A 12692-nucleotide genomic window follows, 5' to 3' on the forward strand; every position below is an offset into this window, starting at 1 on the left:
CCTTGGTGTCGGATCGGACCCGATGCGTGGTCATGTGATCGGCGACCACGCGGTCTGCCGACTATGTCGGATTCGCGCGCCCTGACGTTACCGGGAGAAGTGTCGCCGTCGCGGCTGTGGTCCGCGCGCATCAGCCGATCACCCCAACCCGGTGTGATACCCATGAACCCATGGACCGCACCGGCACACACATCGTCGAGGTCGGACCCCGCGACGGGCTGCAGAACGAGGCCACGGTGCTGTCTGTGGCGACCCGGGTCGACTTCATCAATCGCGCCGTCGCCGCCGGTCTGCGCCGCATCGAAGCAGTCAGCTTCGTCAATCCGGCCCGAGTTCCGCAGATGGCCGGAGCCGAAGACGTGATGGCCGCACTCCCCCGACGCGACGACGTCTCCTACATCGGACTGGTCCTCAACGAACGCGGCCTCGACCGAGCACTGGCTGCCGGCGTAGACGAGGTGAACGTCGTTGTGGTGTGCAGCGACGAGTTCAGCATGCGAAACCAGGGGTGCGACGCAGCCGAAAGCGTCGCCCGTTGGGAACGGATGGCCACACACACCCGTGCGGCAGGCATCTTCACCACCGTCACCCTGGCCGTGTCATTCGGATGCCCGTTCAGCGGCGAGGTCCCCACCGACCGGGTCGTCGACATCGCTGCGCGCGTCGCAGCAGCCGGCCCCGACGAGATCGCCATCGCCGACACCATCGGCGTAGGAGTGCCCAGGCAGGTCCGGGCCATTGCCACCGGGTTGACGCGCGTCGCCCCCCACACCTCGACCAGGTGGCATTTCCACAACACCCGCAACACCGGCTACGCCAACGCGTTGACTGCGCTGGAGCACGGCGACTGCGCCCTCGACTCCAGCATCGGCGGGTTCGGCGGATGCCCGTTCGCCCCCGCAGCCACCGGCAACATCGCCACTGAAGACCTCACCTACCAGCTCGAACGCTCAGAAGTAGCCACCGGCATCGACGGGGTAGCCGTAACCGACACCGCCCGCTGGATCGGCGAACGACTGGGCTCACCGGTCACCGCGCTACTCGGCCGGGCGGGCGGCTTTCCCTAGTTCCGTGTCCGTCCGGACACGAGCGCGCGCAGGCCACCCCCCTCGCTACCCTCGGTGCAGTGAACACAATCGATCGTGCGCTCGACACGCTGCTCGACACCACCGTGCTGCCCGGTTACACCAAGATCGGTTCCAGCGTCCGCCGACGATTCTGGGCACCCGACCCTCCAGCGTTTGACACCCCGGTCGACGTGGTGATCACAGGTGCCGGTTCGGGCCTGGGGGCAGCCGCCGCTCTCGATCTGGCTCGCCTCGGCGCGCGTGTCCACCTCATCGGCCGCACCGCATCGCGACTCGAGACCACCGCCGCCGACATCCGGTCAACCGTGCCCGGCGCCGAGGTGGTCATCCGTCCAGCCGACCTGAGCGACCTGGATTCGGTGAGTGTCCTCGCCCGCGACCTGCGCGCTGACCTGCCCCGAATACAGGCACTGGTCCACAGCGCGGGCGTGATGCCCGACAGTCGGACTCTGTCGTCCCAGGGGCACGAATCTGCCTACGCAACACACGTTCTCGGACCAGTAGCTCTCACCGCAGCGCTGCGCGGCACCTTCGACCACAGATCGCGGGTGGTGTTCGTCTCCAGCGGAGGCATGTACCCGGTGCCGCTGCGCTTCACCGATTTCAAGTACACCCAGGGCACCTACAAGGGAATGACCGCCTACGCGCGAACCAAACGTATGCAAGTCGTCATCACCGAGCAGCTGGCCGAAAGACTCACCGCACCAGACGATCCGGTCGTCCACAGCATGCATCCGGGTTGGGCGAAGACACCCGGTGTGACAGCGGCAATGCCCGGCTTCAACACGGTGCTGGGGCCACTGCTGCGGACCGCGAGCGACGGGGCCGACACTGCTGTCTGGCTGGCCGCGTCACCGCTCGCACTCGACTCGACGGGCAAGTTCTGGCACGACCGACGGGTCCGACCCACTCACTTCCTGCCCTGGCAATCCGACGATCCCACAGCTCGCCACGCCCTGTGGGACCACGTCGCCGCCGCGACCGGCGTCACCTTCTAGCGACAACGCGTCGACCGCGGTATCCGGATCGGCGGCCGTCGCCACACAACTGCGGCGGACGGGTTGCCCCCATCCGCCGCAGTTGTCAGCGTGAACCGGACGATCAGCTGGTCGCAGCTGCAGTTGCCGGAGCCGGCACCGTCGCGAACGTCGGGTTGTAGACACGCACGCTCAGCGTGTTGCCCCCACCGGCGATGAGGCTGTTGATGATGCCCTGTGCCGCACCGCATCCACCGAACGGCGGGATGGTGTAGGTACCGGTGACCGTGCCGCTGGTGCCCGGCTTCTGGCCGACGAAGTCGGCCGCGTCGAGCTGCCCAGCCAAGCTCGCTGTGATCGGGGTGGTCACGCACTGCCCGTTCGACACCAGGTTGAGGTCAGCCGAACCGGTGCTCAGACCCAACGGCACCACGCTGTCCAAGCGGATCTGGAAGGTCTGCTTGACGTCGAGGTTGATCGCGGGCTTGCCGTTCAGCGTGCCCTGGGTCAGCGTCCCGGTGACCGGCGATGCGTTGATGACCGAGATCTTGAAGCTCGCCGCCTGCAGCGGTCCCAGGTTGAGGCTCGACGAGGTCTGCGCCAGCTTCAGGGTTCCGGTGAGCGTCTTGAGGTCCGTCGTCGACACCAGCTGAGTGGTCGGAAACGTCACTGTCTGTTTGGTTTTCGCGATCACCGTCGAGGTGTCGGCCTGGAAGGTCACCTGCAGGATGTCTGCGGCCTGGGCACCGCCGGCGGCAAACCCACCCACGAGTGCGGATGCTGCGGCCATCGCGGCAGCAACAGCGAACCCTCTACGAAGTCTCATTCAGATTCTCCCGAATTGTGTTGTTGGTCTCAGGCTGAGGCCGACTGGATCGGGACGCTAGCAGCGCGAACTTTCACCTGATGCAGGTTTGTGAAATTTTATTGACTCGCCGGTAACTTTCGGTCCCGTATTCCGGGCAAATCCGACAAAACCGGAGTCTGATTCTGGCGCAATCACTCTCAGCGTCGCGGCGTGCCAGTCTCTCGAGCATCGAGCGACGCCTCGCCACCTCGTCCTCCGCCGAACGCCGGCCGCTACATCTGCGGGCCGGCCTGTGGCCGTCGGTCTATGTCGTACCGATGCACGACACGTCGGGCGCGAAACCGGGCCGCGATCGCGGGTGATCCCAATCCTTGGCTGAATCGCAACCTTGCCGCCGACGCTGAGCGCCATCACGTCGATCCAGCGAAACTCATTGAGACAGCGGGTTTTTCACCGATGAGGCGACCGCCGTTCGTTACCGTTTTGTTATATTGCGCAGTCATGTCCGTCGGACCGGGCGATCTGCACGCTCGACAGGCGCCGACCGGGCGCGAGCGGCGTACTCTGTACGTAGTGACATCCGTCACATGCATGGTCTGCATTGACCGAGGAGAGAACATGACAAACGCGACTACGAATCACCGTTCAGGATCGTCGGTGCCGTTGATGGTCGCCGGGTATCTGTTCGGGATGCTCGGAACAGTGGCCCTGGCCCTGTCACTACTGGCCGGAGCCAGTGGCTACACCACATATGCGCTGGCTGCAGGCGGGCTCAGCCTGCTGTTCTTCGCCAGCGGATACGGCACCTACCGGCTGCTCTTGAGTCGGGTGCACGACGACCACAACCGCGAGACCATCGTCGAAACGCAACGCGAGTCCTACGAGCGTCGCTGGCGCGCCACAGCCTGAGGACGCGACCAGCGCGGTAACCTGCCCGTCACCCTGGCCCAACGGCGCGTCGGGGTGACGGGCAGGCTGCTTGTGTAAGCGAGTCAGCTCACCGGAGTTGTTGAGCGTGAATCAGATCCAGCCAGAACAGGGCCGCACCCTGCACGATCACCGCGCACCCGTGGCCGCGCGCCTGATACCGGGTGACTCGCCCACCAAAATCTGGTGTGCGAACCGCAATGTGGGCACCGGCAGCGACATATCCGGCGTCGAGGCCCGTGTTGATCAGGAGCACGGTGCGCAACCGCCCGGCGGTCGGTGGTGTCGCTGCGGCCGCGCCGACGGCGGCGATACCCAGATCGATCGCGCCCCACACCGCGTTCTGCAGTCCGAACGCGCGGACACCCGCCGAAGTGCCCTTCACCGCGAGTACCGCCCCGCCGAGGGTGCTCACTGCCCCCCACGTTGCGAGTCGGGCGCTCAGTCGACGAGCAACTCTCGGGCCCTGGTCGCCCATCTCCACGATCTCGGTCATGGCGTCCATCGTGCCGTACGGGCCGTGCGACCTCAGCTCAACTCGGGGATGACCTCCTCGGCGAAGAGCTGCATCCCGGTGCGGTCGTAGGCGACATCGACGAAATTGGTGATCGCGTACGTCATGCCCAGCTGCTGCGCCGCCCGTAGGCGCTCGACGATGACCTCCGGAGTGCCGACCAACGGCCCGTTGGCGAGCATGGTGGTGTAGTTCTCCAGCGAATCGGCCGGGATGAGCGGCCGATAGTGCTCGGCGACCCAGGCGAGCTTGTCGCGCACGTCGGCGTCAGTCTCGCCGATGATCACGTTGTAGTTCGAGGAACGCGTGATGGCGTCGAAGTCGGTGCCCAGATCACGGCAGTGCCCAGCGAGGATCTCGGACTTGTGCGCGAACACCTCCGGCGTGCCGTCGAAGTTGGTGTATCGCGCGTACTGCGCGGCGATGCGTAGCGTCTTGCGCTCACCGCCACCGGCGATCCACAGCGGAATGCCGCCGTCCTGCAACGGAAGTGGTCGACCGATGGCGCCGTCGACCTGATAGTGCGTGCCGTCCAGGGTTGCGGTGCCGATGCTCCACAGCTGCGACATGATCTGCACACCCTCGTCCAGCATCGCCAGTCGCTCGCCCGCGCGGGGAAAGCCGTATCCGTAGGCCTTCCACTCGTGTTCGTACCAGCCGGCCCCGATGCCCATCTCCACCCGTCCACCAGAGATGACGTCGCAGGTGGCGGCGATCTTGGCCAGGTACGCCGGATTGCGGTACCCCATGCAGGTACACATCTGACCCAGCCGCACCCGGGAGGTGGATGCGGCGAAGGCAGCCATCAGCGACCACGCCTCCAGCGTGGCTTCCTCGGTGGGCACCGGAACGGTGTGGAAATGGTCGTAGACCCAGATCGATTCCCACGGGCCGCTTTCCGCGGCCGTGGCGATCTCGAGCATGGTCTGCCATTGTGCCGCGGGCTCGATGCCCACCAGATCCAGACGCCATCCCTGAGGTACGAAGATTCCAAATCGCATGTCCCTCAATCTACCTCGCGGCTCGAGTGAAACCTCGACGGTGTGTCCGACGGGCGGGGCCAAACCATGGCGTACTCGGTGGCGTCTGCGGCATGATCGCCACCATGAAGCTGACCGACGAACAGGCCCGGTCACGGCTGGGCGAGCACACCCACGGGGTCTTCTGCACCATCCACCCGCGACGCGGACCCGATCCGATGCCTGTGGTCTACGCGGTGACCGACGACGGCTTCGTCGGCGTACCCATCGACACGGTGAAACCCAAGTCATCCACCCGGCTGCGGCGCGAGGACAACCTGGATCTCGACCCTCGTGGGTCGCTGTTGATCGAACACTGGGAGACCGAGGACTGGTCGAGGTTGTGGTGGGTTCGGGCGCATCTCGAGCACGTAGCCGACCCGGGTGAACGCGTGGTCGAGGAATTGAGCGCGCGCCTAGAACACGCTGTGCCCCAGTACGCCGGCCGCCCGTTCCATCACATCCTGGTGTGTCAGATCGTGAGCATCACGGGGTGGTCGGCGCAGGATCGGTCGGCCACCACCGCGCCTGCGTGACCGCAACGATCCCCCGCCGCGTGGGGGTGTTCTCGGTGATCCAGTGCTGCTGGGCGTCGACCATCAGGTGCGGGGGCAGTGTGCCGTTGGCGCGCACCACCCGCCACCACGTGACCGCCGCGCCCTCGCGGGCCATCACCCCGCCCACACCGCGCGGACCACCCCGCTGCAGGTATTCGGCAATGTCGCCGTAGGTCATCACCCGACCGGGCGGGATGGCATCGACCACGTCGAGCACCATCGCGGTGAACTCTTCGCGCGGCCCGAGCGCCGAGGCATCGATCGCCATGAATTCACGCTAGCCGTACCGCCGACATGGCAACCACCACCCGGGGCATACTGCTGCTGGTGAACATTGCTGCCATCGACAGGCCACGCGTGTGGACGATCATCCGGTTCGTTCAACGCGGCGCGTGGTGGGTCTTCGTGGTCACGGCCCTGACGGCAGGAACGGTGAGCTGGCTCGGCTCCGGTCACCAGGCATTCGTCACCGACACCAACGGCGATCTGTCGAGCACGAGCGCCTTTCAGACTCGCGTCGACATCAGCTACTACGTACTCGGCAGCGACGACCAATTCGCCGGTCCTCTCACGTTCGTCGCTGCGATCGTGGCGGTGGGGGCAGCAGTGGTTGCCGCGCTGCTACTCGGCGCGTTCTCGTGGAGCGTGGCCTGGGGGATTCTCGTCCCGCCGGTGGCGATCACGGCGGTGGCCTTCGCCTTGAACGGCACAGGTACGGTCCGCCTGCGCCTGTCACTGATCGTTCTCGTCGTGCTCGCTGCGGTGGCCCTGTACGAGAGCGCGTTGTGGGCGACCGAGCGGCGCCGGCGATCACGGGTGGGTCCGGTCAGGCGTGGCCCAGCCGAGTGATCTCGGCCGTCAACTGCCCGCGCAACGAATCGTGTTGCGGTCCCAACGCCGTGGCTGGATCAGCCCAGTTCTCCGAGGCGTACAGCCACACTGGCTTACCCACGAGGTCGGTTGGTTCCCAGTCGTACCGAGGCCAGATGTGGCAGTGCAGGAACGCATCTGTGTTGCCCAGGATCTCGATGTTCAGACGCCGGAACTGGGGATCGGCACGGCGACAGACGATTTCGACGGCGCAAGCGATGAGGTCGACATCGGCCAGGAAGGCCAAGCGCTGCGCCCGCGGAAGATCCGACAAGCGGTCCACACCAACGGTTTTCGTCAACGCCAGCGTGTAGCCGGGAAGAAACTGCACATCTCCGATGACCGCGAATGATGCCGGCAGCTCAGCCAGAACGGTCGGGTTGTCGCCCGACAGAGCAGAGCCCACCCGATCAGCGCGCCAGTCGATCCCTTCTCCCATCACAGAGCCCGGAAGTCGCGGAGCGAGCTGTCCACATCATTGGGCCACCCCCGCCGGATGTCAGTGACCAAGTCTGTCGTCCATGGCACGTCCCACGATCGATACTCGTCCCAGTACGTGTGATTCGCGCCCCGAAACGCCTGTCCGACCAACTCCATCCTTGCCCTACGCTCATGCGCATCAAGAAGTCGTTCGATCAGCGCGGCGGCGGACACACCCCGCACCCGCGCATCACGATTGATGCGATGGCGCACCTCTTCGGACACTGTGATCGTCGCACTCATGGCAGAAGTATGCCTTTCGGTATACCTGCGGTGGTCAGCCCGACTGCAACGCTTGGGCGAACATCACGATGATGCCGCTGGGTCCACGTACGTAGGTGAGCCTGAAGATGTCCTGATACGTGGCCACGCCGCGTAGCGGATGACAGCCGTGACGCGCAGCGATCGCCAACGCCGCGTCGATGTCGTCGACCCGAAATGCTATGCGGTGCATACCGATATCGTTCGGCTGCGTCGGGCTGGTCGCGTTCGCCTGCGGGTGGATGTACTCGAACAGTTCGATCATCGCTGCCCCGTCCGGCGCCTGCAGCATCGCGATCTTCGCATGGTTGCCGTCGAGTCCCACTGCAGTGTCGGCCCATTCACCGCTCACCTCGTCGCGCCCGAGGACGGCCAGTCCGAGATCGGTGAAGAACGCGATGGCCGCCTCGATGTCATCAACTGCGATTCCGACATTCTCGAATGCGATCGACATTCCTCAGATCCCTGTGGTGCCGCGCGGAGTTCGGTTCCACAGCTGATGGGTGAGTCCACTTGTGGTTCCGATGGTCTCGACGGTGAACCGGTCCTCGAGGCCGACGAGGTCGTCGAAGAGTCGAACGCCCGCTCCCAGCACCACCGGGACGATGGCGAGGTGGAGGAAGTCGACGAGGTCGGCCTGCAGAAACTGGCGAATCGATGACGGCCCCCCACCGAGACGGACATCGAGCCCGCCGGCAGCGTGTTGCGCCATCGTCACCGCGTCTTGGGCGTTGGCGTCGATGAAGTGGAAGCTGGTGCCGTTGTCGAACTCGATCGGCGGTCGCCGATGGTGGGTCAGCACGAAGACCGGTGTCCGGAAGGGCGGTTCGTCACCCCACCATCCCGCCCAGCCGTCGTCGGGCCACGGTCCGGTCTGCGGACCGAACTTGCGGCGGCCCATGATCTCGGCACCGATGCCCTGGCCCCACATGCTGAACAACGCGCGATCCACCGTCACCGGGTCGTCGATTCCGTTGATTCCGTGGATGACTCGTCCGTCGAACTTGCTGAACAGTGCTCGCGCATCGCCGATCGGCGCGTCGAAGGTGACCCGGTTACCTGCGGCGTACCCGTCCGACGACACGAACAGGTTGTGGACTCGTGTGCGCGACATGTGTTCTCCCCACTCACTACGGACTGCGAACGTTAGTCACTCGCGTTCATGGACTGTGTAGCTACGGCGAATTCCCTGCGTCACCCGACCCCATTCGCTGTCCGCCACCCGCTGTCGGTGCGCCTCGAACGCGGCCGCGTCGAGGAAAGCCTCATCGACGTGCCACACCTGCAGGTCATCGGTCTGGACCCCATCAAACCGCAGGCAACCAGCCTCGCTGCACGTGAGCTCGATGTGGCGTGGAAGGTGTTGGCGCACAACGGCGGCCTGCGCAGCGCTATCGCACTCGAGCCGTCCCCGGACGATGATGGCCGGGCTGTTCACGGACGTGACTGTAGCGCGGCAGACGGCGTGGTGACGGTTGCTGCATCGGCGGTCGCGTTCCCGGCGTCACCAGAGCACGATCAGTCGACGGTGATGCGCGCCTGGATCTCGCGGATCGTGTCGCCGAGGATGCCGCGGCTCAAGAGTCCTGGTCCCAGCGGGCCACCGGATTCGGCGCCGACCGGCGGCAGCAGTCGCAGGATCGCGCGCTCACCTTCGCTGCACTGCGTCACCTGCCAGTCGATCTCGTCGGCGACCGCGCCGTCGTCACCGGGGTGCCAGCGACACCGCCTTCACCGCGTAGGCCGCGGCGCCGAGCGCATGGGCACCCATGTGGGCGACCCCTGACGCCTGGGCCACCGACCGGGCGGCCGCCGCACCGGCGGGGGTTGTGGCAGCCCCGGCCGCCTTCACCGCGATCATCCGTTTCCCGATCTCGACGGCCGCATTGCTCTCCCCCGCACTGAAGGCACGCGTCCGAGCCAGGGCGTCGTGAATCGCGTGTGCTGCCTCGGGCTCGGCGTCAAAGAGCGGGAGCACACGCTCTGCGCACGCGGCCGCCCACCGCGCGATCACACGCCGGTCGGTGTCGTCGAGGGTCTGCGTCGAGGTCACGGGTTCATGCGTAGCAGTTCTTCCCGCTGAGCGGGAAGAACTGCTACGGATCTGTGCAGGGGTGGGTCGCATGGACGCCGAGCGAATCCTGACCGGTGCACGTCGCCTTCGACGGGCGTCGTGGTGGGTGTTCGTGATCGTCGCGCTGGCCGCGGGACGGGTGTCGTGGGTGGACCTCGGCAATGGACGAACGGTCACCTACAGCGGCACGTACGCGCCGCTCGAGGCTGTCGACATGTCGAAGTCCTACTCCACCTCGCTCGAGATCAGCTATGCGGTGCGTGGGGGAATCGAGTGGACGGCGATCGTGACCGTCTGTGCGGCAGCACTTGTCGTCGTCGCAGCTATCGTGCAGGCCGCCTACGCGCGACCGCGACCGATGGTGGCCGTCCTCACCGTGCTCGCGTCACCCGTCGCAATCCTCGCCGTGGCCGCCGCCGTGGACGGCATCGGCGGCATCACCTTCCGTCTGTCCCTGGCCGTGCTCATCGTCCTCGCTGCGGTCGCGGTGCACGGGTGCGCGACCACGGTGGCGGCCGGTCAGCTCGGGACGAGAACAACTTCAGGTCGTCGCCGGAGAAATAGTTCTGAGTGACGCACCGACGCGGACGAGATAGCGACCGCGTCCCTCGTCGATGTGGACCACAGTGCCGACGTTTCCGGTCATCACGCCGCCCGTGATCTGCACGGTGTCGTTCGGGTGCGAGGTTGACGAACAGCATCCGGCCTGCTCGACCTGCGCGGCCGTCCGGTGCGCGGTCTGCCGATCGCGAATGCTGCCATGAGGTTGTCCGATCGATCAGACGTTGAATCTGAACTCGACCACGTCGCCGTCGGCCATGACGTAGTCCTTGCCCTCCATGCGCACCTTGCCTGCGGCCTTCGCCGCGGCCATCGAGCCCGCGGCGTCGAGGTCGTCGAACGACACGATCTCGGCTTTGATGAAGCCCTTCTCGAAGTCGGTGTGGATGACCCCGGCGGCCTTGGGGGCGGTGTCGCCCTTGTGGATCGTCCACGCGCGCGACTCTTTCGGTCCCGCCGTGAGGTAGGTCTGCAGGCCGAGGGTGTGGAAGCCGGCACGGGCCAACGAGTGCAGGCCGGGCTCGGTCTGGCCGATCGAGTCGAGCAGCTCTTGGGCGTCCTCGGCATCGAGCTCGAGCAGCTCGCTCTCGACCTTGGCGTCGAGGAACACCGCATCCGCCGGGGCCACCGCGGCACGCAACTCGTCTTTGCGAGCATCGTCGGTCAGCACCGACTCGTCGGCGTTGAACACGTACAGGAACGGCTTGGTGGTCATCAGATGAAGTTCGCGCAGCGGCGCCAAATCGATCGAATCCTTCTGCGCGAACAGGGTTTTGCCACTGTTGAGCAGGTCGTTGGCCTGCTGGGCCACCGCCAGCGTCTCGGCGAGGTCCTTGTTCTTACGGGCGTCCTTCTCCAACCGGGGAATCGCCTTCTCCAACGTCTGCACGTCGGCCAGGATCAACTCGGTCTCGATCACCTCGATGTCGGCCAACGGGTCCACCCGACCGTCGACGTGCACCACGTCGTCGTCGGCGAACACCCGCACCACCTGACAGATGGCGTCGGCCTCACGGATGTTGGCCAGGAACTGGTTGCCCATCCCCTCGCCCTCCGAGGCGCCTTTGACGATGCCCGCGATGTCGACGAACGACACGGTGGCGGGCAGGATGCGTTCGCTGGAGTGGATCTCGGCCAGCCGACCCAGCCGTGCATCGGGCAACTCCACCACACCCACATTGGGTTCGATGGTGGCGAACGGGTAGTTCGCTGCCAACACATCGTTACGGGTCAGCGCGTTGAACAGGGTGGACTTGCCGACGTTGGGCAGTCCGACGATTCCGAGGGTGAGGCTCACGAGGGATCAGTCTAGGTTTACCCCGCCACCGGTTCTGCATCGCTGGGTCCGGAATCCTGCGCCGGGTCACCCTCGCCGGGAGGGTCGGCGCCGTCGGGTGCCTGCGGCTTACCGCCGGTCTTGCCGTCGACGAACTCTCCGTAGTACCGCGCGATCACCGCCAGCGACGCCGCCGCAGGAACCGCGAGAAACGCTCCGACGATGCCGAACAGACTGCCACCGATCATCACCGCCAACAGCACCAGCACCGGGTGCAGGTTCATCGACTTGGCCTGCAGCCACGGCTGCAGCACGTTGCCCTCCAGCTGCTGCACCGCGACGATGATCGCCAGCACGATCAACGCGGTCACCGGTCCGTTGGCCACCAACGCGACCAGCACGGCCAGCGCGCCCGCGACGAATGCACCGACGATCGGCACAAAGCCACCGATGAAGGTCACCACTGCCAGCGCGTAGGCCAGCGGGACGTCGAGGATCACCAGACCGATCCCGATCAGCACCGCATCGACCAGGCTGACGATGGCCTGGGTGCGGATGAATCCGCCCAGCGTCGTCCACACCCGGTTGAGAACCTCCGCAAGATGGTCGGCCGCGGGGAACCCGGCCGTCCGCTGCAGCCACGGCGTGAAACGTCGACCGTCCTTGAGGAAGAAGAACACCAGCACGACCACGGTGAACGTGGTGACCACCGCCGACCCGGCCGCACTCACCCCGGTGAACACCCCCGCCGCGATCTTCTCGCCGTTGGACTGCAGCCGTTCGGTGATGGAGTCGACCACCGAGTTCAGCTGGTTGTCACTGATGTTCAACGGCGGTCCGGCCAGCCAGTCCTCCACCTTGGTGATGCCGTCAGATGCCTTCTTGGCCAGGTCGTCGGATTGCTCGAGGACCGACGGCGTGATGGCCGCGATCACGCCGGCGAAGATTGCCACACCGCCGAGAACTGCGGTCAGTGCCGCCACCGATGGTGACACTCCTTTGTCGAGCAGCCACCGCACCAGCGGCCACAACACCGTCGAGACGACAACCGCGAGGATGACCGGCAGCACCGCCACCCACAGGCTGCCGACGATCTGGCCGATCAGCCACAGCGCTGCGGCGACCACCACGACCTGCAATCCGACGATGGAGGTGGACCTCAAATGCGCGCCGTACACCGCACCGCGACTGAGAAAAGGCATGGCTAGATGGTCACACATCGCCATCGCCACACCGGTCCGAGCGCCACCATCAGAAGATCACGTACCGGCAACGGATCA

Annotated in this window: 18 protein-coding genes; 6 read left to right on the plus strand and 12 right to left on the minus strand. The window is 65.8% G+C overall.

The window, feature by feature from the left end; translation table 11 throughout:
- The first annotated feature begins 170 nt into the window (after positions 1-170).
- The gene (locus KIK15_RS02060; RefSeq protein ID WP_214242484.1) at positions 171-1067 is read left to right on the plus strand and encodes a hydroxymethylglutaryl-CoA lyase; all 897 of its coding nucleotides are present in this window, start codon (positions 171-173) and stop codon (positions 1065-1067) included.
- Positions 1068-1126: 59 nt separating this feature from the next.
- Entirely contained in the window at positions 1127-2086 is a 960-nt protein-coding gene (locus KIK15_RS02065) for an SDR family NAD(P)-dependent oxidoreductase (protein WP_214242485.1), read from the plus strand.
- A gap of 103 nt (positions 2087-2189) precedes the next feature.
- Here KIK15_RS02065 and KIK15_RS02070 read toward each other — a convergent pair whose 3' ends face one another.
- Positions 2190-2891, minus strand: a complete 702-nt coding sequence (locus KIK15_RS02070; protein WP_214242486.1) for a hypothetical protein — start codon at positions 2889-2891, stop codon at positions 2190-2192.
- A gap of 600 nt (positions 2892-3491) precedes the next feature.
- Here KIK15_RS02070 and KIK15_RS02075 point away from each other — a divergent pair.
- Positions 3492-3782: a hypothetical protein gene (locus tag KIK15_RS02075; RefSeq protein ID WP_214242487.1), complete on the plus strand. Its 291-nt coding sequence runs from the start codon at positions 3492-3494 to the stop codon at positions 3780-3782.
- Between the two features lie 88 nt (positions 3783-3870).
- Here the strand turns inward: KIK15_RS02075 and KIK15_RS02080 are convergent, their stop codons facing one another.
- Both KIK15_RS02080 and KIK15_RS02085 read right to left on the minus strand, forming a co-directional pair.
- Positions 3871-4296, minus strand: a complete 426-nt coding sequence (locus KIK15_RS02080; protein ID WP_214242488.1) for a hypothetical protein — start codon at positions 4294-4296, stop codon at positions 3871-3873.
- A gap of 32 nt (positions 4297-4328) precedes the next feature.
- Positions 4329-5315 (minus strand): LLM class F420-dependent oxidoreductase, encoded by a 987-nt coding sequence (locus KIK15_RS02085; RefSeq protein ID WP_214242489.1) that lies wholly within the window; start codon positions 5313-5315, stop codon positions 4329-4331.
- Between the two features lie 92 nt (positions 5316-5407).
- On the opposite strand from KIK15_RS02085, the gene KIK15_RS02090 reads away from it, so the two are divergent.
- Positions 5408-5869: a hypothetical protein gene (locus KIK15_RS02090; RefSeq protein WP_250323894.1), complete on the plus strand. Its 462-nt coding sequence runs from the start codon at positions 5408-5410 to the stop codon at positions 5867-5869.
- On the opposite strand, the gene KIK15_RS02095 is transcribed toward KIK15_RS02090, so the two are convergent.
- On the minus strand, positions 5820-6158 hold the full coding sequence (locus tag KIK15_RS02095) for an MGMT family protein (RefSeq protein WP_214242490.1): 339 nt from the start codon (positions 6156-6158) through the stop codon (positions 5820-5822). The genes KIK15_RS02090 and KIK15_RS02095 overlap by 50 nt on opposite strands.
- 26 nt (positions 6159-6184) lie before the next feature.
- Here KIK15_RS02095 and KIK15_RS02100 point away from each other — a divergent pair, with 26 nt between their 5' ends.
- Positions 6185-6739: a hypothetical protein gene (locus KIK15_RS02100; protein ID WP_214242491.1), complete on the plus strand. Its 555-nt coding sequence runs from the start codon at positions 6185-6187 to the stop codon at positions 6737-6739.
- On the opposite strand, the gene KIK15_RS02105 is transcribed toward KIK15_RS02100, so the two are convergent.
- The 6 genes from KIK15_RS02105 to KIK15_RS02125 all read right to left on the minus strand — a co-directional run bounded on the left by KIK15_RS02105 (position 6717) and on the right by KIK15_RS02125 (position 9554).
- Positions 6717-7199: an HIT family protein gene (locus KIK15_RS02105; protein ID WP_214242492.1), complete on the minus strand. Its 483-nt coding sequence runs from the start codon at positions 7197-7199 to the stop codon at positions 6717-6719. The two genes, KIK15_RS02100 and KIK15_RS02105, sit on opposite strands and share 23 nt — an antisense overlap.
- 318 nt (positions 7200-7517) lie before the next feature.
- Entirely contained in the window at positions 7518-7955 is a 438-nt protein-coding gene (locus KIK15_RS02110; RefSeq protein WP_214242493.1) for a VOC family protein, read from the minus strand.
- A 3-nt stretch (positions 7956-7958) separates the two neighbouring features.
- Positions 7959-8615 (minus strand): dihydrofolate reductase family protein, encoded by a 657-nt coding sequence (locus KIK15_RS02115; RefSeq protein WP_214242494.1) that lies wholly within the window; start codon positions 8613-8615, stop codon positions 7959-7961.
- Between the two features lie 36 nt (positions 8616-8651).
- On the minus strand, positions 8652-8939 hold the full coding sequence (locus KIK15_RS02120; RefSeq protein WP_307851696.1) for an antibiotic biosynthesis monooxygenase: 288 nt from the start codon (positions 8937-8939) through the stop codon (positions 8652-8654).
- Between the two features lie 80 nt (positions 8940-9019).
- Complete coding sequence (locus KIK15_RS18215; protein ID WP_250323895.1) at positions 9020-9172, minus strand: hypothetical protein; 153 nt, start codon at positions 9170-9172, stop codon at positions 9020-9022.
- Positions 9173-9206: 34 nt separating this feature from the next.
- Positions 9207-9554: a putative immunity protein gene (locus KIK15_RS02125; protein ID WP_250323896.1), complete on the minus strand. Its 348-nt coding sequence runs from the start codon at positions 9552-9554 to the stop codon at positions 9207-9209.
- Positions 9555-9624: 70 nt separating this feature from the next.
- On the opposite strand from KIK15_RS02125, the gene KIK15_RS02130 reads away from it, so the two are divergent.
- The gene (locus KIK15_RS02130; protein ID WP_214242495.1) at positions 9625-10149 is read left to right on the plus strand and encodes a hypothetical protein; all 525 of its coding nucleotides are present in this window, start codon (positions 9625-9627) and stop codon (positions 10147-10149) included.
- 204 nt (positions 10150-10353) lie between these two features.
- On the opposite strand, the gene ychF is transcribed toward KIK15_RS02130, so the two are convergent.
- Both ychF and KIK15_RS02140 read right to left on the minus strand, forming a co-directional pair.
- Complete coding sequence (gene ychF / locus KIK15_RS02135; RefSeq protein WP_214242496.1) at positions 10354-11433, minus strand: redox-regulated ATPase YchF; 1080 nt, start codon at positions 11431-11433, stop codon at positions 10354-10356.
- 17 nt (positions 11434-11450) lie between these two features.
- On the minus strand, positions 11451-12614 hold the full coding sequence (locus KIK15_RS02140; protein ID WP_250323897.1) for an AI-2E family transporter: 1164 nt from the start codon (positions 12612-12614) through the stop codon (positions 11451-11453).
- Positions 12615-12692: the final 78 nt, after the last annotated feature.

Source organism: Williamsia sp. CHRR-6 (genome assembly GCF_018474015.1).
In the GTDB taxonomy this organism is placed as follows: domain Bacteria; phylum Actinomycetota; class Actinomycetes; order Mycobacteriales; family Mycobacteriaceae; genus Williamsia_A.

Bases quoted from the DNA above. Each gene is read 5' to 3' on its own strand.
- KIK15_RS02100 (WP_214242491.1), top strand. From the start codon at position 6,185: ATGGCAACCACCACCCGGGGCATACTGCTGCTGGTGAACATTGCTGCC.
- KIK15_RS02140 (WP_250323897.1), bottom strand. From the start codon at position 12,614: ATGCCTTTTCTCAGTCGCGGTGCGGTGTACGGCGCGCATTTGAGGTCC.
- KIK15_RS02115 (WP_214242494.1), bottom strand. From the start codon at position 8,615: ATGTCGCGCACACGAGTCCACAACCTGTTCGTGTCGTCGGACGGGTAC.
- KIK15_RS02105 (WP_214242492.1), bottom strand. From the start codon at position 7,199: ATGGGAGAAGGGATCGACTGGCGCGCTGATCGGGTGGGCTCTGCTCTG.
- KIK15_RS02095 (WP_214242490.1), bottom strand. From the start codon at position 6,158: ATGGCGATCGATGCCTCGGCGCTCGGGCCGCGCGAAGAGTTCACCGCG.
- KIK15_RS02110 (WP_214242493.1), bottom strand. From the start codon at position 7,955: ATGTCGATCGCATTCGAGAATGTCGGAATCGCAGTTGATGACATCGAG.
- KIK15_RS02090 (WP_250323894.1), top strand. From the start codon at position 5,408: ATGATCGCCACCATGAAGCTGACCGACGAACAGGCCCGGTCACGGCTG.
- KIK15_RS02070 (WP_214242486.1), bottom strand. From the start codon at position 2,891: ATGAGACTTCGTAGAGGGTTCGCTGTTGCTGCCGCGATGGCCGCAGCA.
- KIK15_RS02075 (WP_214242487.1), top strand. From the start codon at position 3,492: ATGACAAACGCGACTACGAATCACCGTTCAGGATCGTCGGTGCCGTTG.
- KIK15_RS02060 (WP_214242484.1), top strand. From the start codon at position 171: ATGGACCGCACCGGCACACACATCGTCGAGGTCGGACCCCGCGACGGG.
- KIK15_RS02085 (WP_214242489.1), bottom strand. From the start codon at position 5,315: ATGCGATTTGGAATCTTCGTACCTCAGGGATGGCGTCTGGATCTGGTG.
- KIK15_RS02130 (WP_214242495.1), top strand. From the start codon at position 9,625: ATGGACGCCGAGCGAATCCTGACCGGTGCACGTCGCCTTCGACGGGCG.
- KIK15_RS02080 (WP_214242488.1), bottom strand. From the start codon at position 4,296: ATGACCGAGATCGTGGAGATGGGCGACCAGGGCCCGAGAGTTGCTCGT.